This is a genomic window from Streptomyces corchorusii (genome assembly GCF_001514055.1).
In the GTDB taxonomy this organism is placed as follows: Bacteria; Actinomycetota; Actinomycetes; order Streptomycetales; family Streptomycetaceae; genus Streptomyces; species Streptomyces olivaceoviridis.
This window is the reverse complement of the sequence record NZ_KQ948351.1, coordinates 680556-703952: the sequence shown is the minus strand read 5'-3', so window position 1 is coordinate 703952 and position 23397 is coordinate 680556. Positions and strand designations below refer to the sequence as shown.

The window sequence follows — 23397 nt, the reverse complement described above, 5'->3', positions numbered from 1 at the left end:
CGTGTGGTTGCCCGGCCCTGAACCAGTCAGCTTGGACCGCCCCGGCAGGCGGGGCGGTCGATCTTCAGATTATCCGCTAGCGGCCCATCAGCCGTGCGTCCTCGCTCGCCATCGCGGCCATCAGCGCCTGCGCGTCGGCGACGCTCATCCCGGCCGGTCTGGGCCGCCCAGCGGCCCCCGCACGAGGCCGGTAGCCCTTCGGCGGGGCATACAACTCCGCCCGTCTCCGGGCCCGCTCGCTGTCGTCCTTCGCGCCGGCCTCGATCTGCGCCTCGGCCGCGTTCAGCATCCGCTTCAGCGGCCACTGATGGGGGTCGATGCCCTGGAGGGCGAGGGTCCCGTCCCACGAGTCCCACCAGGCCGCGACCTGGGCGCAGAGCCGGAAGACGACCCAGTAGGGCGGTTCCCACTACCCGCGCCGTACAGCTCGACGACAGCCTCCAGCATCTCGGCGACGGCGCGCACCGGCAGCCGCAGCGCGTCCTGCGCCCGGGCGCCCGGGTGCTCGGCGGCGAACGCCAGCGCCTGGTCCTCGTCCTGGAACGACTCCAGCACCTTCCCGTCGCGCACGACGTCCAGGCGCAGGAAGAACTCCGCCGACTCGGGCAGCATCTGCCGGGCCAGGAACACCCGGACCGCGCGCATCGTCTTCCGCAGCGTCGTCGGGTCGGCTTCCTCCAGGTTCTCCAGGTCGACGCCCTTCGCCTTCTGCGCCTCCTGAAGCTCCATGTAGGCGTCCACGAACTCGTCGCCGTACACCTCGGGTTGCAGCTCCAGCTCGTGGGGGCCGACCTCGATGATGTGAGGCTCGGTGTTGAGCGCGATGGTCTTCCGCACGGGTCTCGTCCTTCTCTTCCGCTCCGTGCCCGGCCCTCAACCAGTCGGCACCCAGAAGGGTAGCCGCACACCCCAACGGCCCTGTACAAGCCGACGGGGATCAGCGGCCCATGCGCAGCGCGCGGCCGAGGAAGTTGTTCGCCCTGGTGCCGGGATGCCGCACCAGCCGAGTGAACACCACCTCTCCGCCGACCTCGAACCGGAGCACGCCGTTACGCCGGCGCGGCCGGATCAGGTGAGGCCTGGTCCCGTGCAGCACGTAGAGCACCGCCGGGTGGTCGCACCGGACGACACCCTCAAGACCGCGGGGCCCCTGCTGGACGTCCCAGCTGATGTACCGGCCCATCGACCCAGGCGCCTCCTGCTCGGCGATCCGCGCCACCCTGGCAGTGCGCTCCCGCAGCTTCCGCTCGACCCGGCCGCCGCGCAGCCGCAGGAACCGGGCGATCCGCCCGGGTTCCATCCTCACCTCGGCGCTCATACCGGGCCCTCCGCACAGGGCGAGCAGGGCGGCAGCGCCACCGTGACGGTCTGCTCGATGCCGACGCACCCGCCCTGCGGGCCGACGGTGCGCTGCTGCCCGAGAACGAAGCGGCGGCCTCGCCGCCCCTGGGGCGCGGTGTGCGGCAGGCAGCACAGCAGCGCGTTGTAGACCGCCAGCGCGTCGACGTGCAGGATCCTCGCGGCCTCCCGCAGCTCCTCACAGCTCGGCGGGCAGCCTTCCTCGTTCGGGACGGGCGCGCACCGCAGCACCGTGATGACCAGCTCCACCGCGGTGACCGGCGGAGGCTGGCAGTTCCGGGCGTCCCGCACGGTCTGGTCCTGCGACGGGAAGCTCTGCATCGTGGACGGGAAGACGCGGGTCACGTTGACCGACAGCTGCCCGCCCGTGCTGCCGGTGCAGGGGTCTTCGCAGCCGTCCCAGGCGGGCAGGCCGGGGACGACGCAGCGCCGGCAGTCCGGGCAGCCCGGATGCCCCTCCACCTCGGTGGCGACCTCATCGAGGGCGGCGCACACGCACGCCAGGACGGTCTCGGCGAGTTCGTCGATCGCCAGCGGGCTCAGTGCCATGCGTGTCTGCCTTACGGGTGGGTGGTGGTTCGGGGTCGCCGGTGGTCGACGGAGAACACGCGGCTCTGTGAGGTCTGCCGGTAGGGGTTCACGGCCATGAGCCAGGAGTCGACCTCGGGCAGCCCGGTCAGCCTCTCGGTGTACATGGTGATCGGGTCGCTGAACTCCAGGTCGACGCCCTGTCGGGACACCCTGCTCAGGTTCCGGTTCCGCTGGAGGTTGCAGCCGCACGAGCCGCCGCACCCCTTGACCAGGTGACAGACCAGCGCGGAGAACGCGGCGAGCGCCGCTTCGTCGAGAGGCAGCCCGACCCGGTACGTCACGCAGAACGTGTTCGGCGCTCCACAGGGAGCGGCCATGTCCTGGCAGTCCGGCCAGCATTCACCATCGGTGCGAACGAGCAGGTTCGACGCATCCACCCGGTAGGCGGACGGATCGAGGGTTACGCCGTCGACCTCGACGGACACGATGTCGTGGACGGGGCCCTCCAGCCGCACTTCGCACAGCTCCCCGCACGAACAGTCGCTCGCGCACCCGCACACGGACGCGTTCCGCCACTGCCCGTCCCGGCCCAGGTACGGCACCCACGGGCCGGCCGTCGCCCACCGCACCCCGAGCGGGTAGCCGTCCAGGCAGCTGCGGCGGCACGGCCTGACCGTGAACGGGCACAGCGGGCCCCAGCGCCGGCCGGACAGGGCCCAGAGCAGGTTTGTTGCGACGCGCCGCCATCTGTCGACCGTCTCCTCGCTGGTGTCCTCGGGTAGCGAGCAGCAGTCCGGCACGAACGGCCACGGCGCGCAGGGGTAGGGCTGGAGCATCAGCGTCTCCTCCCCGTCTCGTACGGGCAGGGCTCCGGGAACGCCGCGCGAATGAACCGGCCGACTGCGCCGTTCGCGAAGCTGTCCGGCATCGTCGACAGGAACGGCGAGCCGGCGTCGAACTGGGGCCCCCGATGCTGCACCTTGACGTCGGCCATGGGGGTGCCGCCGATGCCGTTGAGGACCCCGAACACGGTGCGCTTGTGGGCGTCGTGGCCTGGCGCTGTGTCCAGGGCCAGCAGCATCCCGGTCTTCTCCACGGGCAGCGGCACGTGCAGGTCGTACGAGACCGGGTCGTCGTGCCCCAGCCCGACGAGGAAGTCCCGCGTCCTGCGCATCTCGGCCAGGTAGGGGGTCGAGCGGGTCCCGAACTGCGCCTCCAGCTCCCGCACAGGGCCGCGGTGGTACACCGGCAGTTGCTCCGGTTGCGGGCGCATGACGAAGAAGTCGTCGTTGCACCAGATGAACGGGTCCGACACCTCGGGGTGTTCGCACGCCGCACGCATGGCGGTCGTGGTGTTGACGTACCTCGAATTGCCGCGCTGGTGGGTGGGGATGTGCCGGGCCCCGGCCGCCCACCACGGGCGGAAGCCGACGATCCACACATGCCGGTGCGGGAGGTTCGCCGCCCACGACCGCAGCGCGTACCGCAGCAGCTCATTGTTGGCGCCCTCCCGCACCGGCACGACCAGATCCGCGAGCTCCATCACGCCGACATGGAGCCGCACAGGACCGGCTGGTAGTCGCACGTCGGGGTGGGCGGCGGCGTGGTCGTGAGGAAGATCCGGCGGTGGCAGTCGGGCCCGAGCGGGGTGAGCATCGGGCCCGGTGTGCCGGCCGCGTCGACCGGCATCACGTCGTACGGGCCGACGCCCCACGAGCCGCCCGCGCGGGTCGAGCCGGTGATCTGGAGGGTCACCGCCTCCGAGCCGACCTCCAGATCGCCGAGGAGCCCGTTGCTGACCCACGGCATCAAGAAGTACAGCCACTGGCCCTGGGCGCCGTCCGCGCACTCCTCGCCCAGCACCTCGGCCCACAGCTCCAAGGCGAATCCGGTCTTGCAGGCCACGCCGCAGGTGTCGATGCCGATCGGGGTCCCGTCGAAGCCGAGAACGACCGGCTGGCCCGTCAGCAGCTCCAGGATCTCCGGGGAGACGCTGAAGATGTTGAGCTCCAGATCGAAACCACGGAACACGGGGCAGCCCTTGCGGTAGCCGCAGACCTTCCCGTTGGCCGCCTTGTACTCGATGTCGTCGCCGTCGTCGACGTTGTTGTTCATCGCGATGCTGCTGAAGCACTCCGCGACGAACGCGTTGTCGTCACCGCAGACCGGGTTACCGCACTGGTCGACACGCGTGATCCGCAGGACGTCCGCGTTCGCGATCAGGGGACAGGACATGGGCCGTAGCTCCCTCACAGCAGAGAGCCAGGCCCTGAACCATCGGCAGTGAAAGTCTAGCCAGCCGCCGCGGCGGCGAGGGCGCCACGCTGCTCTGGCACGCTCTCGGCCAGGCCGTTCACGGCGTCCGTCCACGCCGCCAGGTCGGTGCGCGCCTGGCTGGCGAGGAACGCGCTGCGGGCCAGCGCCGCAGCGGTCGCCTGAGCGCGGCGCGGGCCCTCCGCGTACAGGTTCGTGACCGCGTCCGCCCACGCCCGGTGGTCGTCGCGGTCGATGAACGTGCCGGCCTCGCCGAGGGCCTCGCACAGGCCCGGCGTGGGGTGGGCGATCACGGGGATACCGGAGGCGAGGGCTTCGACAGCGGCCATGCCGTAGCTCTCGTACACGCTGGGCATGAGCAGCACCCTGGTGTGCGCCCACACGTCGCCGCGCATGTCGGAGGTCTGCGGCAGGACACGCATGTTCGCCAGGGCCGGCCCGGTCACCTGCTGGCCGTGCGCGCCGGTCACGCCGAGGAACGGCAGCTGGGGCAGGGCGTGGGCGACGGCCCGCCACGTGTAGACGCCCTTGTCGGAGCTGAGGTTGACGAGAGTGACCCGGTCCCCCGTAGCCGGCGCCCGGTGCTCGTCGGGGAGGACGGGCGGACGCACGACCAGGGCTGGAGTCCGGTCGACCTCCAGGTACCGGGTGGCGAGCGAAGCCCTGACCCACTCCGTGTTGTAGACGATCAGGTCGGGCCCGGCCCACAGGGAGCGGGCCGAGAAGTCGTGGTCGGAGTGCATCAGCAGCACCGACCGCGCCCCGATCTCCCGAGCCAGGCCGGTGGCGCGCGCCGCGTAGTTGTGGTGGGTCACCATCACCTGTGGTCGCATCGACTGGAACAGCAGCTCGGCCGTGTGCGGTGAGAGGTGCAGGTAGGGGACGCCGTCCACCTCCCACGACAGTGGCGCCTCGGGCATCGACGAGCACACCACGAGCACTCCCATGCCCGCATCGCGGAGGGCGCGCATCATCGTCTGGAGCATCGTCTCCGAGCCCGCGCGCCGGTAGGGCACCCCGTAGTGGATCCACGCCACCACCTTGATGCGTTCCCCGGCGAGCGGGTCTGCGGGCACCGTGACCCGGGCCTGGACTTTCCGGTGCGCGGGCAGGCGCCGAATGCACGCCTCCTCGAACTCGCCGAAGTCCGCGTCGGCCTGCGGCAGCACGAGCCGCGGTGCCCGCGTCAGGTTCGGCGCCAGGCGCTCCGCCTGCCGATCGCCGGCCACCGTCACAACCACCTCGGGGCGAGCCGCCTGCTTGGCCCGCCACCAGTAGCCGAGCGGCCACACCCGCACCCCGTCGACCTCGCGCGGGCTTTCCCGCCGACGAACCGTGGTGACGACGTGCACCTCGTGCCCAGCCGCCGCCATAGTGCGCAGGTACGCGGGGGGATCCTGCGTCGGTAGAAGTGCCAGGATGCGCATGCGCTCTCTCTCCGTTCTGGTGCGCCTGGTGCCGTGTCAGCTGCTCGGGGTACTCACGCGACCCGCTCGTACCGCAGGGTGGTGCGCCCGCTGCCGTCCGACTGGATGCGAGCCACGGACGGCGCGGGACCGCTGAAGGTCTTCACGGCCTGGAGGCGGACGAGGCGCGAGCCGGGAACGCTGTACGGAACGAGGATCGATGCGTGCTGGTTGGTGCCCTGGGTGACGACCGTCGTTGCCGGGGAGACGCTCGTGGCGATCTGCTGGACCAGGACCTCGCTGTCGGGCACAACGACGCCCGCGGTGACGTCGAACAGCCGGGCACCGATCCATACGTTGGTGCCGTCCGACGCGGTCAGCACGGAGCGCACGTTGGCATCGAGGTGATAGGTGCCGGCGGCCGGAAGCGTCAGCTGGAGGCCCGTGTTCACCCATACCCCTGTACCGGTGGCCCCGAGGTCGACCACGGCGGGTAGCTCGGCGTAGCCCTGGCCCACGATCTGGATACTGCTGGAGGTCCCCATGGGTCAGTCCCCGTCCGTGTAGGCGTGTTCCGTCCAGTGGACGAGGAAGTCCGCGCCCGCTGCCGTGCCAGTGAAGATCAGGGAACCGTCCAGGGCGAGGTCGTAGGAGTCCCCGTCGACGCCCCACGACAGCGTTACGCCGGCCGGGACCGTGACGTCGTCCGCGTACGTGGTCGGGGCTCCCCCGTTGCGGGACCCTGAGCCCGCCGCCTGGACGCGCACGGCGCCCGCCAGGACGGTGAGCGTGACCGCCTGGACGTCTGCGGGGAACGAGTCGATGTTGCCGCTGGTCGCTGTGCCGGTGAACCGCTTGATCCGCGACCGCACTCGCTGCGTTGGGGAGGTTCGCACGTCCGGGACCGTCTGGACGGAGCACTCCACGATCTGTTTCGGGTCCGGGGCCGGAACAGTCACGCCGGCATCGTTGAGCCACCGCTGTGTGGTCTGCCCGTCGCAGTCCACTTCCGTGAGGCGACGGAAGACCTGGTCAGGGACCACGACCTCGGCCGGCGCGAAGGTCAGCGTCTCCCCGGTGTCGTTGTCAACGGCTGTGATGACGCCATAGTCCGTTCCCGTGGGCGGGAGAGCGCGGGACCTGATGTGGTACGCGCACGGGTCCGAGACGGCCGTGATCCAGCTTCCCCCGAAGGGGTCCCACGTGTTGAGGACCGCGCACAGGTCGGAGAGCAGCGGTGTGCCGCACTCGTCCAGCCCGTCGTTGAACGGCGCGGCGAAGACGTTCCGGCCGTTGATGATCCACGACGTGAACTTCAGGTTCGGCCGGTCGCAGATACCGGCCGGCGTGCCGTTGATGGCGGAGATGCCGCACGGCGTGGTCGCGCTGTTGTCGTAGGTGACGTACCGGTAGCCCGGCACCTTCCAGCACTCAGAGGCGATCGTCTGCGGGCACTCGATCGAGAGCCCGGCGGAAGTCCCTGACACGCTTACGCCTCCTTCATGGTGGAGACGATCTCGTGCCCGTCCTTCGGCGTGGCCGCCGCCACGCATCCGCTGGTTTCCGACATGGGAAGCTCCAAGAGGGTGAGGGTTCAGGCGACGCGCTCGAAGCGCATCGTGGTACGGCCGGACACCGTGTCACTTCCGATACCGGCCTCGATCGAGGCGCCTTGTAGGTTGATGCGCGCCGCTTCCAAGCGGATGGTTCGAGAGCCCGGCACGCTGTACTCGATCAGTACCGAGGCTGAGGCGTTGCCGCCGACGCTCGCCACGTCCGCCTGGGTAAGCCAGTACTGCTGAACGATGCACTCACTGTCCGGGACCACAGCCCCGGCGGTGACGTCCCACAGCCGGGCTTGCAACCAGACGTTGAAGTCGGCTCCGCGCGCCTGGAGGTTGCCGCGCACTGTGGTGTCGAGCTGGTACCTCCCGGCGCCCGGCAACGTGATCTGCAACCCGGTGTCGACCCACACGCCGGACGCGGTGGGTTGTAGGTTCACAGGCGCTGGGAGGACGGCGTATCCATGCTCGACGAAGCGGAGTCCCGCTGCGGTTCCGGTCATGCTGGCGTGTCTCCCGTCGGACCGATCCAGTGCATCGAGATCCGCGTCCGGCCGTCGGCGTTCGAGACGACGGATGCAGTGCCGGTCTGCCCGATCCGGTACGCCCACAGCGTGACGACGTCGCCCGCAGCGAAGGTGTGCAGGAAGCTGAGGCCGCCGGTCGCCTGGTTGCCGGTCTCCGCCCCGTTCACGCCGACGATCATGGCTTCGCTTCCGACGATCGCCGCGCCGTTCTTGTAGAGAGCGGTGGTGACGTACTCGGCGCCCGTCGTACTGGCGGGCATCCCCGCGGTGGCGCGGGCGTTGTAGTCGACTTCCCACACCCCGGCGCGTGGGATCGTCAGGGCCGGGACCTCCGTCACCTGCTCGTATACCCGGTCGGCACCGTCCAGGGCGTGCGAGAACTGGAGCGTCGCGTTCTGCGCCCACGAGCCGTCAGCGGCCACCTGCCACACCGCCGGACACGCCCCGTCCGCCGGCGGCGTGACCGCGATACCCGGCCCGGCCTGAAGCTGCACTTCCGGCACCAGGAGCCCGGACGCAGTCCGTCGCATGGTGTTGCACTCGGCCGGGTCCAGGCGCGGGAGGGCCCGGACGCTCCCACAGCAGCTCCCCGCCATCACCGGTACGTCCAGTTCAGCAGGTAGGACGCGGCGGCGGACGCGCCGGCGAAGGAGGCGGCGGCCAGTGCGGTATCTGCTTCCTGCTCCACGGACCATGTCAGGGAGGCACCGGCCGGCACGGGGACGCTCGCGCCGTCCGACATGGTCACCAGGACTCTGTCGCTCAGCACGGCGAGGCTGACGCTCTGAAGGCCCGGGTACGTTCCGGCGAGGTCTTGTACCGCGGTGCCTGTCACGCTCCGAACGCCCGTGCTCAGCGGCCCTGGTGGCTGGTCTGCCGCGGTGCACTCGACCGGCGCGATCGGCGTGTAGGGCTTCGTCAGGTCGCCGTCCAGATACGTACCGAGCAACTCCGGGGCGCCCCCGCCGCACGGGTCGACGGCCCACAACTCCGTGTACGTGACGTCCCCGACGCCGTCGCCGTCGGTGTCGTCGCACCCGCAGCGTTCGATGACCTGCCGCGCGCAGGACTCGCAGGCGCCGACGCTCCCGCCCGGCGTGTAGGCGGTGGTCCCATCGAGAAGGGTGTCCCCGGCGGCCGTGAGCGTGCCGGTGGAGTTGTCGACGGTCCAGTGCCGCAGGAACTGCGTCACGGTGCCGTCCGTCGCGGTGTCGCACAGCAGCAGCTGAAGGTGGTCGATCTCCTCGGTGGAGGCATCGCACACCCCGACCGTCCCCGTCGGCGTGTACGCGGCCCCGGCCAGTGTGTAGTCGGAGAAGCCGACGATGGCGCCGGCCTCGTCGCGCCGGAAGTCCCGAGTGAACGCGGTGACGGTGCCGTCGGCCGCGACGTCGCACAGGACGGCCAGGTCCTGCTCGGGCTGTTCGGTCCCGGACGGGCACACGGTGATCGTGCCCTGCGGGGTGTACGTCTGCCCGGTGGTGGCGTCGACGAGTCGCACCGACTCGATCGAGCCGTCGGCGGCGTACTTGTACTCGACGAGCACCAGCCCGACGACGTCGCCGGCCTGGTCCACGTCGCAGAAGGTCCCCGAGACCTGGATGGAGCGGGAGTCACCGCATGCGATGGTCCCGGCCGGTGGGGCGCCGGCGGAGAACGTGCCGGTGGTGAGGTTGATCCAGCCTTCGGAGGTGACTGCGCCGTTGCAGTCCCGCACGACGGTGACAGCGATCGGTGTTCCGTCCGCGAGGCACAGCCCGACCGTGGTCGTCGGAGTGGTCGGGGAGGCGCAGTCGTTGACGGGAAGGCACACGCCGACGGTGCCGGTCGGGCTGTAGGCGGTGACGCCGTCGAGGCGGGTGTCGGCCGTGCTGGTCGTCGTTCCGTCGCTGGTGAACGTGCGCAGGAACGGCACGCTGCTCCCGTCCGCCTGGACGTCGCACAGGAGCTGCGTCGAGCGGTCCGTCGCGGCGGGACAGGGGACGATCGCGGGCGCGGTCAGTGTCGCGCCGGTCTCCGTGTCGAGGTAGGTGACGGCCGGGTCGCCGCAGGCCGCGCACTTCAGGACCGCGGCGGTGCGCGTCGCTCCGCCGCCGGCGTCGTAGCAGACGGTTCCCAGGACGACCGGGGTGTCCGCGGTAGCGTCCGGGCAGTCCGCGGGGGCGGTCGGGGTGTACGGCTGGGCGAAGTCCCCGTCCCGGTAGGCGCCCAGGAGCTGCGGGGCGCCGCCGTCGCAGGGGTCCAGCGCCCACACTTCGACGTAGGTGACGTCGCCGGTGCCATCGGCGTTGGTGTCGTCGCAGCGGGTACGGGTGCTGATCTGCCGGGCGCACTGGTCGCTGGGGGATCCGCAGACACCGAGCGTGCCGGCCGGCGTGTAGGTGGCGCCGGTCGTCGGGTCGACGATCCGTGTCCCGACCCGGGCGCCGGTGTTGGTGTCGTAGATCGGTTCGACGAGGGCGAGGCCGGCCACGGTACCGTCCGCGAGGACGTCGCACAGGAGAACAGCCTCGACGTCCACGCGGGGCGTAGCCGCCGCGCTGCCGCTGATGATGACGGGCCCCTGCCCGCAGCATCCACTCACAGGGTGACTCCCCGGGTGTAGGTGACGGTGACGATGCCGCTCACCGCCGTGATGGTCAGGGGGCCGGTCAGAAGCGCGTCCCCCTCCTTGTTCGTGGACCAGGTGACGGTCTCGCCCTGGAAGAGGGTCGACGTGCCGTCGCTGGTGGTGATCTGGCCCGGCCCGGTGTGGGCGGTCACTGTGACGGACTGGAGCCGCGCCGTGGTGGCAGCGCTCCAGGAGTCGCCCACCGCGAGCTGGACGCGGCCTGCCTGGACGCCGAGGGCGGGTTCCGCGTCGCCGCCCGCCTCGCAGGGCACGGGGGCCACGGGGGTGTACGGCGCGGACAGGTCAGGGCTGTACGTGCCGATGCTGACGAGGTTGCCTTCACAGTCCACGGCCAGGAGTTCTATGTACTCCTTGTCCGGGCTTCCGTCCCCGGTGGTGTCATCACAGCGGCACACCTCAAGCACGTTCTGCGCCGGGCAGGGCTGCTCCGGGCAGCAGGAGCCGCCACCGGCCGTCTCGCACTGGCCGATGGTGCCGGTCGGCGTGTACGGAGCGCCGTCCAGCGTGGTGTACGTGACCGATTCCACGGCGCCGGTCTCGCAGTCGGTGACGACGTTGGCGAGGACCTGAGTGGGGCATCCGGCCTGGTCGTAGGTGGTCTCGGCCGTGAACGCGGAGAGCTGCCACGAGGTCCGGGCCGCGGTGATGCCGTCACAGGAGTCGTAGGTGTCGAAGCCGAGCACCGCGGCGATCTGACCGGCCGCGAGGTCGGCGGCCGGTACGTCCGCCTCGACGGTCAGGGTGCCCGTCCAGCCGATGGGGGCGTTGTTGGGCGGCGCCTGGTGGGTGATCCGCGTGGTGCCGTTGAAAAGCATCAGCCAGCCGGTGGGTCCGCACGCTGCTGTGGGGCCGAGCTGGGCGACGTCCACGGACAGCTTGACGTGCGCGGTGCCGGTGTCACAGGACGGGCGGGCGGCCTGCACGGTCGCCGCCATGGTTCGCACCACGCCGGACGGGTGAGGGCCAGGCGCGGGGTCCGGCCCGATCGTGATGCTGCCGCCGCTCCACAGGGCCGCCGCGCCGCCGGGCACTGGCACGGTCGGCGGGCCGCCGACGTACGCGTTCGGGTCGGTGTCGGTGACGGTCGGCGTGGGCGTGCCACCGGTGGGCAGGTCGCACACCAGGAGCGTGCTCGTGTTCCGGCACGGCTCGGCGTCCGAGGAGCAGACGCCGGCGGTGCCCGCCACGGTGTACGGCGTGGTGCCGTCCAGCTCAGTGTCCACGGTGGTGGCGACCTCGCCGGTGCAGTCGTACGTCAGGCGCCGCAGGAACTGCGTCACGGTGCCGTCCGCCGCGGTGTCGCACAGGACCAGCGTTTCGGTGTCGCCGCAGGGCGCGGCCGAGCCTCCGGAGCCTCCCCCGCAGGCCATGTAGCCGTCGGGCAAGCCGCCCTGGTACCGGTTGCCGTCCGGGTCGATGTACGTGGTCGTGCCGCAGTCGCGGTGCTCGACCGTCCAGTACTCCGGTGCGCCCGGCACGCGGTAGGTGAGGGTCACGTCCAGCAGGACACCGCCGGAACTCGGCGGGGTCGTCTCGGTGACGCGGATGGCGAGGAGGTTCGTTCCCCGCACGGCACCGGCGATGCGGTGCTCCGTCTCCGTATACGGCGGCCGGTTGAACCACGTCGCCTGTGCGTTGGTCCGCGTCTCCGCTGCGCCGTTGAGGGCGTAGCCCAGCACCGCGTTGTCCGCGTTGAGCGTGTCGATCTTGATCGTGGTGGCATCCAAGACCGCATCGTCCGGCAGCTCGAATGCCGTAACCATGTAGTAGTCGGCCGGGGCCCCCGAGGGGAGCGGCGTGGTCGCCGTGCTCGGGGTCAGGGACACCCAGCCGCCGCCGGGGGGACGCGGGGTCGTCCACGCCGCTGGTCCGGCCACGTCGTAGACGGTGCGGCCTCCGGCCGGGGTCATTCCCCAGGTCCAGGCCGGATCGACTCTTCCGGAGGTGTTGTTGCCGGGGTTGGACACCACCCGCTGTGAGGTCGGCAGCAGCGGGGTGACGCACACAGCTTCCCGTGTGGTCTCGCAGCACTCGCCGAGCCGCGTGCCCGTCGGCAGCGTGTACGGGGCGCCGGTCATCGCGTCGACGAGCCGCGTCGTCAGCGCCTCGCCGCTGCCGTCGTAGACCGTCTCACGCCGGACGCGGGCGACTGTGACACCGGTGGCGGCGTCCACGACGCACAGAGGCCAGGACTCCACGTCTGCCGTCTCTGGCTCGGAGCAGACGCCGACGATCCCAACCGCCGTGTACGGGGTGCCGTCCAGCAGGTAGTCCGTGTGGCCGGTGATCTGCCCGTTCTCGTCGCGGGCGTAGTCGCGGATGAAGGTGGTGACCGTGCCGTCCGCTGCGGTGTCGCAGAGCAGCACCAGGTCCCGCTCGGGCTGCTCTGCGACACCAGCGGGGCAGTGCCGTAGCTCACCCTGGAGGGTGTACGTGTTGCCGGTGGCCGGGTCTACCAGACGTACGGAGGCCAGGGAGCCGTCCACGTTGTACTCGTACTCGACGAGGACCAGGCCGAGGACGTCCCCGGTGGTCGGGTCGACGTCGCAGAGCAGTCCGGCGAGCTCGAACGCGCGGCTGTCGCCGCACGCCATGGCGCCCGCGGGGGGCGCTCCGGTGCTGTAGGCCCCGGTGGTGAGGTTGAGCCATCCGTCCTGGGTGACGGTGCCAGCGCAGTCCCGGGTGACGAGGACAGCGATCGGGGTCCCGTCCGGCAGGCACAGGCCGAGCGTGGCGGCCGGCGTCGTCTGCGCCTCGCACGGCGTGTCCGGGCTGCCGGCCCCGGCGCAGGTGCGGACGGTACCGGTCACCACGTGCGCGGTGACGCCGTCCAGCTCGAAGTCCTCGAACCCGGCCGTGCCGTTCAGCCACGTGTAGCGGCGCAGGAACGGGCCGCTGTCGTCGCACAGGGGCAGGGTCTCGGTTGCGGGACACCCGTACTCGCAGTCCACCGGGGAGGCCGGCGAGTACGGCACCGACGGGTCGTCCTGGTAGGTGAGGACGAGCGTGGCGGTGCCGTCCGCGCGGACACACCACAGCTCGCTGTAAGTCTGGTCGGCGGCGCCGTCGCCGTTGGTGTCGTCGCAGCGCTGCACGCACACGGTGTCGACACAGCCGGTGTCACAGGCCGCCGTCCCTGCCGGTGGAGGCCCGGCCGTGTAGAGGCCCGTGGTGAGGTCGATCCAGCCCTCTTGGGTGACCGCTCCGGCGCAGTCCCGCACCACGGTGACAGCGATGGGGGTTCCGTCCGTGAGGCACAGGCCCACCGTGGCAACCGGCTCCGTCGGGTTCGCGCACGCGGGCACGTCCGGCCCGCAGTTGCAGTTCGTGAAGTTGCCACTGACCGCCATCAGTCCGCCTTTCCGTTCATGACTCGTCACCGCATCCCGCCGACAGCCAGGAGACGTAGACGGCACTGCCCTCCGGCACTTCGATGCGGAAGGAGTCGCACAGCACGCCCGGCCGGCATTCCGTGCCCGGAGCGACCCACTGGAGGCTGACCCCGCACTCGTTGATCTGCACGCCGTCCGTCGCCCCGGCGCAGGGGTAGACGGTGACCGGCCCGCACGCCACGGAGAGGCTGACGCTCTCGGTGGCGGCCGGGATGGTCCACGTCTCCGGGCCCGTGAGGCCGGCGAAGCCGGGGCACATCGGCTCCGGAACGCACCGCTGGCAGTCCGCGCAGTCCCCGACCGTCCCGGCAGGCGTGTACGGGGTGACGCCGTCGGGGGTGGTGTCCACGCTGCTGATGACGGCGCCGGTGCAGTCGTGGACCAGGTGCCGCAGGAACGGCACACAGTCCTGGTCGCACAGGCGCAGCACCGTGACGGACGCGCAGTCCTCCGTGCCGCACGGGCCGGCGTCCTCGGGCGCCGGGCCGTGCGTGAACTCGCCGTTCGCCGGATCGAGCCAGCCGACCAGTTCCGGCTCGGCTGGCGGGCTACCGCAGGCGGTGCAGCCGGACCGCGCCAGCAGCAGCACGGTGGTGCCGTCCGGGCGGCACAGCAGGGTTGAGGTGATGGAGGGGGCGCAGCATGCCTCCCCGGGCTCGCCGCTACCGCCGCCACCGCAGGCACACGGGGTGGGCGTTACTGCCATCAGTCCGCCTCCGGGTGGGCCTGTCGGCGGTGCGTGTCACGGCCGCGCGCGGTGGTGAACGGCCGGGAGCAGACGTCACAGGTGATGGCCGCGCCCTCCCCCTCTGAGGGCGCGGCCTCAGCCGGGGCCGGCCTGTGCTCCGGTCCCGGCAGCTGAACGGCGTCCGGGGCGTACGCCGCCTCGGGCACCTCCGGTAGAGGCTCACCGGGGACCGCTGTGCGCCACTGGGAGGCTGCGGCGAGCGCCGCGTCTTCCTCGGGGGACCGGTAGGGGTGCCCGTCGACGGTCGACCCGATGAGCAGTGCTTCGGGCATGTGCGTGAACAGGCCGGGCGGGACCGCGAACGCGCTCGGCGAGCAGGTGCGGACCTTCGGCGTCTGCCGGACGGCCCACTTGGCGAACTCCACGCGCATGGCGCGCGCCGGCTCCACGGTGATCATCAGCACGGGCACAGCGACACCCTTATGGCTGCTGCCTCGCAGCACGCGACTTCGACGACGAAGGAGCGCTCGGCGAGGACGAAACGGTCGTTGGTCGTGATGCGGAAGCTCTCCGCATCGGTGCCGGGCACGATCTCGGGCGCCTCCCGGCGGACCCGGATAGGGCCGGTGATGTAGAGCCAGGCTTCGCCGTCCGGGGCCTGCGTGCAGTCCTGGCCGCCCACGTTCAGGGCGTAGCCGGCGCCGAAGATGACGCCGTTGCCCATGAGGGTCTCCGGGCAGCGGTCGTCTCGGGTGCGGGTGACCACGTTGCAGCAGCCCATCAGCGCCGCTGCGGCGGCCGGGACGTGGAGGAGTCCCTGCCCGCCATAGGTCTCGGCGAGCCATCCTTCGAGTGCGGCCACGCCCTGGGCGACGGGGACGGCGGCGCCGGGGGTGAGGTCCACGGCCATGTCGCAGAGGACGTCCCGCATGAACCACTCTTCGAGCGCCCGCTGTTCGCCCATGCGCAGGGTCTCGCGGGCGTGCTGCACGGCCTCGTCGTACGGCCAACCGATCGTGCCGCAGGTGACGCCGGCGTAGATCGTGATGGGTGCGGCAGTGCACACCCCGGGCCGCTCGAACGTCTTCGTCGCCGGGCCGGGCGTGGTGCTGCCGTCGGGGCACCACTCCCAGTCATGTGCGGCAGCGCACGACAGCGGCATCCACTCGGTGCCGAGAAGTTCGTGCACGTCAGGCACGTCGACGATCTCGACGCAGCCACCGAGGATGCCGTACGGCGACGGGTTGCCCGGGATCGGGTCGACGCGCTTACGGAGTCCGGCTGCTGGCATCTGCCTCACCTCCGCTCATCCGGGCAGCCCCGGCCGGGCAGAGGGCCGGGGCTGCGGATGGGGTGGGGGTCAGCTGCTGCCTGCGGCGCAGACCAGTTCGAGCTGGGCGCCGGTCGCGCCATCCGGGCAGACCGGGACGGTGACGAGGCGGGTGTCCACCGACCTGTCGACGAGGGCGACACACTCCTCCGCGAACAACGCGGTGTAATCATTCGTGACAAATTTGGTCGAATCGTGCACGACCCCCAGATTGACCTCCTCGCCGCGACCGATCTGGATCGAACCCGACGGGTACACCAGGAAGTTGACCTCGGCCGGCCACTCGGTGGCCGGGTTGGCACCACCGATGTCGACCGGGACCGCCGGGGACAGGCCGCGCGCGAACTGCACCCGCACACCCAGCGTCGAGAACACGTCCTGGATGCAGGTCGGGGACAGGTCGCAGATGTTGACGCCGTTCTGCCGCGCCAGGTCGGCCAGGAACAGGTTCCGCGACCACCAGGGGAAGACGACCTCCAGCGCGATCGTCTCGCACAGCGAGTGCCGCTCGATCATGTCGGCGGCCTGGAGCGCGACAGCCGCGTAGATCGCCGACAGCGCACCGAAGGTCGGGGCCATGACGACCGGGGTGGCCGTGTTCAGGGCCTGCTGGAACAGGACCTGCTTGATGCGGATCTCGTGCGCGACCATCGCGTTGCGCAGGTACCAGCTCACCAGCTCCGGAAAATGCCTCTGGGTGAGAATGCCCGCCTCCAGGCACACGCCGACCGCGTCGCAGCGCACCTCGACCGGGTCCGGGCACGGAATCGTGTAACAGGGCTTCGTCGCACCGGAGATGTCGTCGGCCTCGGTGTGGACCCACGTCATGCTGGAGACGTCGAGGCTGAGCGGCTTGTAGTACCTCAGCCCTCCGCGTGCGAGCTGGATCTCCGGGGCGTCCCACAGCATGTCCGGGCAGGCCACGCCGGTGATGTCGTACAGCGTTTCCGAGGGCGCACACCAGCCGCCGCTCGCGACGAGGTCACCCTGCGGCAGCCGCCCCTGGTTCTGCGCTGCGATCGCCACGGTGGTGCCCTCGGGCGCCGAGCTGGAGTCGGTGACGATCAGGTCCTGCGCGAACGGATGCCGGTACGAGATGACCTGCCCCACCCCGCCACCAGCGGTTTTGAGCGCATTCGCGCGGCTGATGATGCCGCTGACGACCTGCCCGAAGTCGAGCGGGGCGCCCGGGGTGTAGCCGGGGACGTCGACGGCGGCGGTGATGGTCGTGCCCGGCGCCGGCGGCTCCGGGAGGACCCGGGGCTGGGAGGCGCGGACGTTGGCGAGGTTGAGGACCGGCCGCTTCGCCAGGATCGCCGACGCGGACACCTCCGGTTCCGGCTCGACCGGCGCCACGGGCTCGGCCGGGGTGTCCTCGACCGCGGGGGCAGCAGGCTCGGTCGGCGGCTCCGGGGCCGCCGCCGGGTCCTCGCCACGCACCTTCGCGGCGAGCTGCTCGATCTCCGCAGCGGTGGCCTTCGCGGCGTCGATGCGGTCCTTCTGCTCCTGCCGCATCGCCTCGATACCGGTGGTGAGGGCCCGCAGCGCGGTGACGTCGTCGGGGGTGACGAGGTTGGACTTGGCCTTGGCGTCGAATGCCTGGACGGCGCCCTCAAGGGCGGCGGCAAGCTGCTCGTCGTCCAGGGCGCTGAGGTCTTCGGGGAGCTCGAACGGCTCGGGCATGTCAGGACTCCTGAATGCTTCGCAGGAGTCAGGCCCTAAACCATCGACTGGAAGGTCATATTAGCCGCACGTACGGCCCGCGATGGTCGTCACCGCAGGCCGTACGCGCGGGGTGTCAGGCCCCGCCCGCGGTGCCGGGTGCCGGGCTCTGCCCGGCGGCAGCCGCCTCGGGGTCGGGGTCGATGACGCTGCCCGGGTAGTTCCTGGAGACGGCCTGTGCCGTGGCCAGGGTGTGGGTCTGGAAGGCGACCTTGCCGTTACCGCCGTCGAGGACGACGCGGTACAGGGTCCGGCCCGGCACCGGGGCAGCGGTGCGCGCCCGGCCCTTGTTGCAGCCGCACGCCATCAGACGCCGCCCTTGCTGATCTCCCGGACGGTGCGGCCCGTGCCGCGAGCGGCCATGGCGTCGGCGGTCGTCTTGTACGGGGTGGGCCCGAACACCCGCTTCCCAGCGGCGTCGACGACCTCGTACTGCGTCTTGTTCTTCTGGCAGGAGCACGGCATAAGTCAGTTCCCTTCCTGGGGCTGGGCGGCGGTGGCGGCGATCTCGGCACGCAGGGGTGCGAGTCGGGCAGTGAGTTCTTCGAGTTCGGCGCGAGCGGCGGCGGCACGCTCGGCTTCGCGGGCCTTGAGGGCGTCGGCGAACTGGTCGAGGAACGCGGGCTGGAGGAGCGCGGCGGTGACCTCGCCGGCCACGCCCGGGGCCGGGGCCTGGTCGCGGGTGCGGGCGTGCTCGGGCTCCGGTTCCACGTCCGGGACCGTGGCCGGCTCGCTGGTGGCGGTCTCGTCGATGACTGCTGCGGCAGCGGTGAGGGCGAGGTTCGCCCGGTCCACGACCGCGGCGGCACTGAGCGGCGAGGAGTGGCCGGGTACCGGCACGGACAGGACGGCGCGGAGCTGCCAACGCCCGTCGTCGCCCTGCGTCATGTGGTACGAGGGCTGGCACGCGGCGAACACAGTGCGGTCCCACGGCGACAGCCAGGGAGCGGCAGCACCGGAGAACCACATGCCGCCCTCGTTCACGCCGACCGTGATCACCGCCGCGACGGTGCGGGTGTCGTCGAACTGGCACACGGCGGTCTCGCACTCGTAGCCGTCGCGGTGATGGCCCACGTTCATCGTCATCGCGCCCGCGCGGACCTCGGTGCCGTCGTCCAGGCGGAACTTCGCCCGTAGGAAGTGCGACAGGTCCAGGCCCCGCGCGGCGAGCTTCTCGATGGTCACCTTCCGGCCGTGCACGGCGTGGGGTACGCCGGCCTGCGCCACCCAGCCGTAGGCGCGGCCGTCGACGATGTGGACGCCGCCGCTGCCCGGTGGCAGTTCCTCGGGGGTGGGCTCGCGGAACCATGCGGCGGGGAGGGGCTTCTCCGACTGCATCACCTGCCACGCGGAAGCGACGATCTGCGCGCCACGCTCGTCGTACAGCGCGTCGAGAGCTGCGGCGGCCGTCGCCTCGTCGCCCCACGGGTGCACGGGCAGGTCGGTGTCGTCGGACGCGGCGGCCGTGACGTCGCCCTCGGGCAGCGTGGACGCGCCGACGTACAGGCCCCGGGCGATCCGTACGACCGTGCCGGCCGCCAACGCACGGGCCAGGTGGCTGTGCACCGTTTCGAGGGACATGCCGAGCTTCTCGGCCAGGTGGCGGGGCCGGACCGGTGTCGGGGAGCTGCGCACGTAGGTGACGAGCCGCTCGTGCCCGTCGCCGGACGAGGCCACCACCGCGGATGCGGTCTGTTCGCCGGGCGGGTCGAGGACGATGCGGGCCTTGTCGTAGGCGGGCATCGCCACGAGCGTGGCGCCGCGCAGCCGGGCGCGGGTGATACGCACGAGGTAGTCCCCGGACCTCTCCTCGTGGAAGACAACGCCTTCGTCCGGGTCGGAGTCGCCGGCGGCTGCGGTGATCTGGTTACCGAAGACACGGCGGGCGGTCGCGGCGGAGATCCGGCCTCCGGGGCTGGTGAACAGCATCACCGAGCGGGAGCTGTGCGCCATCTCGATCCCGGACGCGGTCCACTCGGTGCGTTCCCGGCCGGTGAGCATCCACGTGCCGTCATCAAGGCGCATGACGCTCGCGGACGCGAACGACGCGGCCAGCGCCGGCCCCGCTTCCTGGCCGGGGCTGGTGGTATCGACGAGCTGCACGTCCACGTCGTCCAGGTCGACGGACACCCCGAGCGGCGCCTGCTGCTCCAGCAGCGTGACGGCGTCGTACCCGGCGGGCTGCGTCAGGTACAGCACGCCGCTGCCGGTGATGCGGTCGCCGACCCGGCCGAGTTTCTGGATCGACCCGGCCAGTTCAGCACCGTCGTGGCCCTGTCCCATCGCCTCCGCGTACTGGAGCGGCCACGGGCCGGTGCCGTCCCAGTACAGGGCGCCCGGCGCGAAGACTCTGCCGTCGCCGGTCTGCTGGTTCTCGAACGCGAGCGCTGCGCCGTCGACGTCGGGGGTGGACCAGGTACGGACGGGCGGCGGCGGGGTGTCCGCCTCTTCCTGGACGGGGGTGGCCATGGGTGGGTCCTCCTCTGCGGGGCGGAGCGGGATGTCGAAGTGCTCGCCGGCGAACGCCACGCGCAGCCTGTCGAAGGTCACCGGGCCGACGTTCTCGACCAGGTCGTGGAACCGGTCGGGGTCGGCGCTGTAGACGGCGGTGACGTGCGGGTGCCAGGGCGTGTGCTGTGCGGGGATCTCGGGCAGGATGCAGAACTCGTGGGTGTCCTCCACGGCGTAGACCGCTGCCACGCGAGCGTCTTGCAGGTCGGGGCCCTGCGGGTCACGGTCTTCGCGGTTGTCGCCGATGCTCCACACCCACACCGGTTCGTCGCCGTGCGGGTTCCAGTGGGCGGCACCGAAGGCGCGTGCCGAGATGGGCAGGGTGGGGGCGTACTCGCGCATCGTCGTGACGAGGGCGGCGCGCTGCTCGGCCGTCCAGTCGTCGCCGTTGCCGAGGAACATCAGCGTGCAGTGCAGCTCGTCGGCGGGTTCACCGTCGGCGAGGGCCAGGCGCTGCGCGTCCTCCTCGGAGGGGAGCAGGGCGATCATCGCGCCGGTGTGCTGCACGGCCGCCGCGGTGCGTTCCTGCGATCCGAAGACACCAGCGCGCGGACTGTCCTTCGATACTGCGGACGCCGCGCGGGTTTCTGGTGCCAATCGCAGGTAGCAGCGGCAGTTCACGGTGAGCGCGGCGGGCGCCATCGGGTCCCCCGGGTACTGCATGGGGATGCCGGCCACGGTGAACGCCTCATCGATGAGGCGGAGCGCCCCGTCGACGGCGTCGTGGGCGTGCCGGACCCGGGCGTCGTGCTGCGTGATCCACTGCTTGACCAGGGGCCGGTCGGGGCCGGTCAGGTCTCGTGCCGCCGCGAGGGTGGCCGCATTCCACGCCCGGGTGGACTCGGTCCGCGCGATCCGCGCCTCGCGGGTGACGCCGAGCTGCTCGCCTTCGCGGGAGAACAGCTGTCGCAGCCTGCCGCGGAGCTGGGCGACGTCTTCCCCGGCGTCGAGGCCGGCGGCGAGTTCGGCCACGGCGGCGGCGGTGAGCCGGCCCCCGACGGCGCGTAGCAGGTGCCAGGTGTCGTTGACGTACGCGCCCAGCGACGGGGGAAGGCTGTCGCCGCGCTCGTACCGGCCGGGAAGGTCGTCCCACCCGTCCGGCAGGCCGGTGCCGGTGTCGGCCGCGGCCTGCTCGGCGGCGGTCTCGGCGACGCCGAGGAGACGCCGCAGGAGGCGCGGCATCCGGGCACGCCACATGCGGCCGATACCGGCGAGGGAGAACCGCGCGGCGACGATCTCCGTGGCGTCACGCAGCTCGCTGCTGATCTCGGCCGCTACCTCATCCAGGACAGCGGCCACCTCTTCGGCTATCGCCTGCTCTGCCGCCGCCAGCTGCTGTTCGGCGTCAGCCACGGTTCACCTCCAGACTCGTGTTGGGGCAGTCGTCCGACAGGGGGGTCAGCCACACCACCGTGGCCTTGCCTCGGAAGCTGAAGGGGCCTGCGTCCAGGTCGATGCTCACGCCGTCCAGCCGAGTCGCGGACAGCACGCGAAGCCCGTCGCAGTGGGGGCACAGGTCGAGCTGGTGGAAGTGCTCAGCCACGGGTCACCTCCGGCCCGTCGAGGTCGCATATCTCGCACAGGGCGTAGAACTGGGCCCGGGTGACACCGGCGGGCGTGAGGAGATACAGGGGCGCGCACGCCACCGTGTATGCCTTGCAGCGCGGGCACCACTGCGCGTGGGCGTCGCCCATGACCGGGGTGACGAGCGGGTGCACGCCGGCACTCATGCGGCCTCCGTGAGGCAGGCCGACAGGCGGAGCACCTTCTCGGTCTGGTCGTAGCTGTGCGCCATGCGGGCGGCGATGAGGGCCCGCGCGTAGTCGTCCAGGGCGTCCTTCAGGCAGTCCGGGCTGAGGCCGTACCGGTCGGCGACCTCGGGGACGCGAACCCATGCCCCGTCGAGGAGGTGCCAGGCGTCGATCATCGCGGTGTCCACCGGGTACACCGTGTGCACTTCGCCGGGGCGGATCTCCCGGGCGCGTGCGCGTTCGCTGCGCGGGCAGGCCGGCTTGTTCCGGATGCGTTCCCCTGCGGTCGCCAGCGCCGCCCAGATCAGCACGTCGACGGCGGCTATGAGGCCCTCAGCGATGCGGGGGGCCGAGGAGGCGGGCAGGGTGTCAGGGATGCTGGTCGTCTCTCCTACGGGCAGCGTCGTCACGTTGCTCTGCGTCTCCTCGTCCTGGCGGGGGTCGGTGTCGCTGGGGGTGGTCTCGCCGGGGCTGGGGGCGTCGGACTCGTCGAAGCCGGTCTCGCGGCGGGCTGCGGCAGCGGAGATCAGACCGGCCTGGTACGCCTCAAGGGCGGTCTGGGCGCGGTTGGCCTGGACGCGGAGCTGGCTGGTGTCGTACCAGACGAGCCACTCGTCCGGGTTCTCCACGGCCTGGTCCTCAAGGAGGGGACGCAGCCACTGGGTGGTCAGGGCGTAGCAGACGATCGCCAGGCGGGGCTCTACGCCGAGACGGACTGCCTCGGCGCTGATGGCCCACGCTGACCAGTGGTTCGCGTCGGACAGGCCCAACAGGATCTCTGCGGGGACTTCCAGGCCGTTGGCGAAGCGCCTGATCGCCTCGTCGCGGAGTCGCAGCGCCAGCTCGTCAAAGTTCGACTCGAACGACAGCCACTTGATGTCGGAGATGACCTCGGAGGGCACTTCGAGGATGATCGGCACGGTCGCGGCGGCGCTGTCGGGTTCGCGGATCGCGGTCGAGGCGACGTCGAGGAACACCTCCAGCAGGTCGTCCTCTGCGTCGGCGCCCTGCCCGGGTTGGGTGGGGAATCTCGTGCCCTTGGGGACGAGGAGCACACCGCGCCCGGTGATCCGGGAGCGGGCAACGGCGGCGACGGCAGCGTTCAGCAGCTGGAGTTCCTCCAGCAGGGTGAGGCTGGAGCGCACGGGGCTGTCGGCCTCGATGTGCCGGTCCGGGGACGGCTCCCACACCCGTATCGCGATCGGTGCCAGCGGATCAGGTTCGGCGTCCGGGTTGTACGGCGGGATCGCCACGTCCTCGCCGTCGATCTCAGCGGTCAGCTTCCCGCCGCCCTGCTGCTTCACCTCGCGGGTGGACAGCACCCGCCAGTCGTAGCCGTCGACCGTGTTCGTCTTGTCGACGGTGGGGCGGACGACGATCCAGCCCTCGCCGGCGACGACAAGGTGCGGACCGAAGTCGCCGAGCAGCGTGGACTGCCCGTCGGGGCCGCCCGCGATCTCCCGAACGATGTCCGCCGCAGGGTGGTTGTCGGGGGCGCGTTCGATCGTGCCGTCAGCGGCACGCCGGCCCGCGAACAGGGTCGCGCCGGACATGGCGTTGCCGACCCACGTTCCGGCGAAGCGAACCTCGGGGACGTCCTTGAAGAACCGCCACGCCTCTTCCTGCCATCCGGCGTTGGTGCCGCCCTTGCGGAGGTTGGCCGTCTTGACGCTGTAACGGGCTGCTGCCGCGGTGAGCTGCCGGGGCATGGC

24 protein-coding genes are annotated in these 23397 nt (G+C 71.3%); all 24 read right to left on the bottom strand.

The window, feature by feature from the left end; all coding sequences use genetic code 11:
- Positions 1 to 76: 76 nt before the first annotated feature.
- Entirely contained in the window at positions 77 to 289 is a 213-nt protein-coding gene (locus AQJ11_RS03250; RefSeq protein ID WP_059261765.1) for a hypothetical protein, read from the bottom strand.
- Positions 290 to 294: 5 nt separating this feature from the next.
- Entirely contained in the window at positions 295 to 837 is a 543-nt protein-coding gene (locus AQJ11_RS03245; RefSeq protein WP_059261764.1) for a hypothetical protein, read from the bottom strand.
- 100 nt (positions 838 to 937) lie between these two features.
- On the bottom strand, positions 938 to 1318 hold the full coding sequence (locus AQJ11_RS03240; RefSeq protein ID WP_059261763.1) for a hypothetical protein: 381 nt from the start codon (positions 1316 to 1318) through the stop codon (positions 938 to 940).
- Positions 1315 to 1908, bottom strand: a complete 594-nt coding sequence (locus AQJ11_RS03235; protein ID WP_059261762.1) for a hypothetical protein — start codon at positions 1906 to 1908, stop codon at positions 1315 to 1317. The genes AQJ11_RS03240 and AQJ11_RS03235 overlap by 4 nt, the downstream gene beginning before the upstream one ends.
- 11 nt (positions 1909 to 1919) lie before the next feature.
- Positions 1920 to 2726, bottom strand: coding sequence for a hypothetical protein (locus tag AQJ11_RS03230; protein ID WP_244218076.1), 807 nt, complete (start codon positions 2724 to 2726; stop codon positions 1920 to 1922).
- Positions 2726 to 3433, bottom strand: a complete 708-nt coding sequence (locus AQJ11_RS03225) for a hypothetical protein (RefSeq protein WP_059261909.1) — start codon at positions 3431 to 3433, stop codon at positions 2726 to 2728. Before AQJ11_RS03225 ends, AQJ11_RS03230 begins: the two co-directional genes overlap by 1 nt.
- A complete protein-coding gene (locus AQJ11_RS03220; protein ID WP_059261761.1) occupies positions 3433 to 4125 on the bottom strand; it encodes a hypothetical protein in 693 nt (230 codons plus the stop codon). Before AQJ11_RS03220 ends, AQJ11_RS03225 begins: the two co-directional genes overlap by 1 nt.
- A 56-nt stretch (positions 4126 to 4181) precedes the next feature.
- The gene (locus AQJ11_RS03215) at positions 4182 to 5591 is read right to left on the bottom strand and encodes a glycosyltransferase family 4 protein (protein ID WP_079082199.1); all 1410 of its coding nucleotides are present in this window, start codon (positions 5589 to 5591) and stop codon (positions 4182 to 4184) included.
- Positions 5592 to 5644: 53 nt separating this feature from the next.
- Positions 5645 to 6115, bottom strand: coding sequence for a hypothetical protein (locus tag AQJ11_RS03210; RefSeq protein ID WP_059261759.1), 471 nt, complete (start codon positions 6113 to 6115; stop codon positions 5645 to 5647).
- A 3-nt stretch (positions 6116 to 6118) separates the two neighbouring features.
- The gene (locus AQJ11_RS03205; RefSeq protein WP_059261758.1) at positions 6119 to 7057 is read right to left on the bottom strand and encodes a hypothetical protein; all 939 of its coding nucleotides are present in this window, start codon (positions 7055 to 7057) and stop codon (positions 6119 to 6121) included.
- Positions 7058 to 7164: 107 nt separating this feature from the next.
- A complete protein-coding gene (locus AQJ11_RS03200; RefSeq protein WP_159061637.1) occupies positions 7165 to 7635 on the bottom strand; it encodes a hypothetical protein in 471 nt (156 codons plus the stop codon).
- Positions 7632 to 8081 carry a hypothetical protein gene (locus AQJ11_RS03195; RefSeq protein WP_159061636.1) on the bottom strand — a complete coding sequence of 150 codons (450 nt, stop codon included), beginning with the start codon at positions 8079 to 8081 and terminating at the stop codon, positions 7632 to 7634. Before AQJ11_RS03195 ends, AQJ11_RS03200 begins: the two co-directional genes overlap by 4 nt.
- A 173-nt stretch (positions 8082 to 8254) precedes the next feature.
- Positions 8255 to 10243, bottom strand: coding sequence for a hypothetical protein (locus AQJ11_RS03190; RefSeq protein WP_059261755.1), 1989 nt, complete (start codon positions 10241 to 10243; stop codon positions 8255 to 8257).
- Positions 10240 to 13641, bottom strand: coding sequence for an RHS repeat domain-containing protein (locus AQJ11_RS03185; RefSeq protein ID WP_059261754.1), 3402 nt, complete (start codon positions 13639 to 13641; stop codon positions 10240 to 10242). The genes AQJ11_RS03190 and AQJ11_RS03185 overlap by 4 nt, the downstream gene beginning before the upstream one ends.
- Positions 13642 to 13657: 16 nt before the next feature.
- Positions 13658 to 14389 carry a hypothetical protein gene (locus AQJ11_RS03180; protein WP_159061635.1) on the bottom strand — a complete coding sequence of 244 codons (732 nt, stop codon included), beginning with the start codon at positions 14387 to 14389 and terminating at the stop codon, positions 13658 to 13660.
- Positions 14389 to 14841, bottom strand: a complete 453-nt coding sequence (locus tag AQJ11_RS03175) for a hypothetical protein (RefSeq protein ID WP_059261752.1) — start codon at positions 14839 to 14841, stop codon at positions 14389 to 14391. Before AQJ11_RS03175 ends, AQJ11_RS03180 begins: the two co-directional genes overlap by 1 nt.
- The gene (locus AQJ11_RS03170; protein WP_059261751.1) at positions 14829 to 15662 is read right to left on the bottom strand and encodes a hypothetical protein; all 834 of its coding nucleotides are present in this window, start codon (positions 15660 to 15662) and stop codon (positions 14829 to 14831) included. Before AQJ11_RS03170 ends, AQJ11_RS03175 begins: the two co-directional genes overlap by 13 nt.
- Positions 15663 to 15731: 69 nt before the next feature.
- Entirely contained in the window at positions 15732 to 17384 is a 1653-nt protein-coding gene (locus tag AQJ11_RS03165; RefSeq protein ID WP_059261750.1) for a major capsid protein, read from the bottom strand.
- 115 nt (positions 17385 to 17499) lie between these two features.
- Positions 17500 to 17730, bottom strand: a complete 231-nt coding sequence (locus tag AQJ11_RS03160) for a hypothetical protein (protein ID WP_059261749.1) — start codon at positions 17728 to 17730, stop codon at positions 17500 to 17502.
- Positions 17730 to 17888, bottom strand: a complete 159-nt coding sequence (locus tag AQJ11_RS49095; protein ID WP_159061634.1) for a hypothetical protein — start codon at positions 17886 to 17888, stop codon at positions 17730 to 17732. The genes AQJ11_RS03160 and AQJ11_RS49095 overlap by 1 nt, the downstream gene beginning before the upstream one ends.
- Before the next feature lie 3 nt (positions 17889 to 17891).
- Positions 17892 to 21287 carry a phage minor head protein gene (locus tag AQJ11_RS03155; RefSeq protein ID WP_059261748.1) on the bottom strand — a complete coding sequence of 1132 codons (3396 nt, stop codon included), beginning with the start codon at positions 21285 to 21287 and terminating at the stop codon, positions 17892 to 17894.
- The gene (locus AQJ11_RS03150) at positions 21280 to 21477 is read right to left on the bottom strand and encodes a hypothetical protein (RefSeq protein ID WP_059261747.1); all 198 of its coding nucleotides are present in this window, start codon (positions 21475 to 21477) and stop codon (positions 21280 to 21282) included. The genes AQJ11_RS03155 and AQJ11_RS03150 overlap by 8 nt, the downstream gene beginning before the upstream one ends.
- Complete coding sequence (locus tag AQJ11_RS03145; RefSeq protein WP_059261746.1) at positions 21470 to 21664, bottom strand: hypothetical protein; 195 nt, start codon at positions 21662 to 21664, stop codon at positions 21470 to 21472. The genes AQJ11_RS03150 and AQJ11_RS03145 overlap by 8 nt, the downstream gene beginning before the upstream one ends.
- Positions 21661 to 23394, bottom strand: coding sequence for a hypothetical protein (locus AQJ11_RS03140; RefSeq protein ID WP_059261745.1), 1734 nt, complete (start codon positions 23392 to 23394; stop codon positions 21661 to 21663). Before AQJ11_RS03140 ends, AQJ11_RS03145 begins: the two co-directional genes overlap by 4 nt.
- Positions 23395 to 23397: the final 3 nt, after the last annotated feature.

Coding starts and splice junctions, on each gene's coding strand:
- AQJ11_RS03250 (WP_059261765.1), bottom strand. CDS start 289: ATGCTGAACGCGGCCGAGGCGCAGATCGAGGCCGGCGCGAAGGACGAC.
- AQJ11_RS03240 (WP_059261763.1), bottom strand. CDS start 1,318: ATGAGCGCCGAGGTGAGGATGGAACCCGGGCGGATCGCCCGGTTCCTG.
- AQJ11_RS03235 (WP_059261762.1), bottom strand. CDS start 1,908: ATGGCACTGAGCCCGCTGGCGATCGACGAACTCGCCGAGACCGTCCTG.
- AQJ11_RS03230 (WP_244218076.1), bottom strand. CDS start 2,726: ATGCTCCAGCCCTACCCCTGCGCGCCGTGGCCGTTCGTGCCGGACTGC.
- AQJ11_RS03225 (WP_059261909.1), bottom strand. CDS start 3,433: ATGGAGCTCGCGGATCTGGTCGTGCCGGTGCGGGAGGGCGCCAACAAT.
- AQJ11_RS03220 (WP_059261761.1), bottom strand. CDS start 4,125: ATGTCCTGTCCCCTGATCGCGAACGCGGACGTCCTGCGGATCACGCGT.
- AQJ11_RS03215 (WP_079082199.1), bottom strand. CDS start 5,591: ATGCGCATCCTGGCACTTCTACCGACGCAGGATCCCCCCGCGTACCTG.
- AQJ11_RS03210 (WP_059261759.1), bottom strand. CDS start 6,115: ATGGGGACCTCCAGCAGTATCCAGATCGTGGGCCAGGGCTACGCCGAG.
- AQJ11_RS03200 (WP_159061637.1), bottom strand. CDS start 7,635: ATGACCGGAACCGCAGCGGGACTCCGCTTCGTCGAGCATGGATACGCC.
- AQJ11_RS03185 (WP_059261754.1), bottom strand. CDS start 13,641: ATGGCGGTCAGTGGCAACTTCACGAACTGCAACTGCGGGCCGGACGTG.
- AQJ11_RS03180 (WP_159061635.1), bottom strand. CDS start 14,389: ATGGCAGTAACGCCCACCCCGTGTGCCTGCGGTGGCGGCGGTAGCGGC.
- AQJ11_RS03170 (WP_059261751.1), bottom strand. CDS start 15,662: ATGCCAGCAGCCGGACTCCGTAAGCGCGTCGACCCGATCCCGGGCAAC.
- AQJ11_RS03165 (WP_059261750.1), bottom strand. CDS start 17,384: ATGCCCGAGCCGTTCGAGCTCCCCGAAGACCTCAGCGCCCTGGACGAC.
- AQJ11_RS03160 (WP_059261749.1), bottom strand. CDS start 17,730: ATGGCGTGCGGCTGCAACAAGGGCCGGGCGCGCACCGCTGCCCCGGTG.
- AQJ11_RS49095 (WP_159061634.1), bottom strand. CDS start 17,888: ATGCCGTGCTCCTGCCAGAAGAACAAGACGCAGTACGAGGTCGTCGAC.
- AQJ11_RS03145 (WP_059261746.1), bottom strand. CDS start 21,664: ATGAGTGCCGGCGTGCACCCGCTCGTCACCCCGGTCATGGGCGACGCC.
- AQJ11_RS03140 (WP_059261745.1), bottom strand. CDS start 23,394: ATGCCCCGGCAGCTCACCGCGGCAGCAGCCCGTTACAGCGTCAAGACG.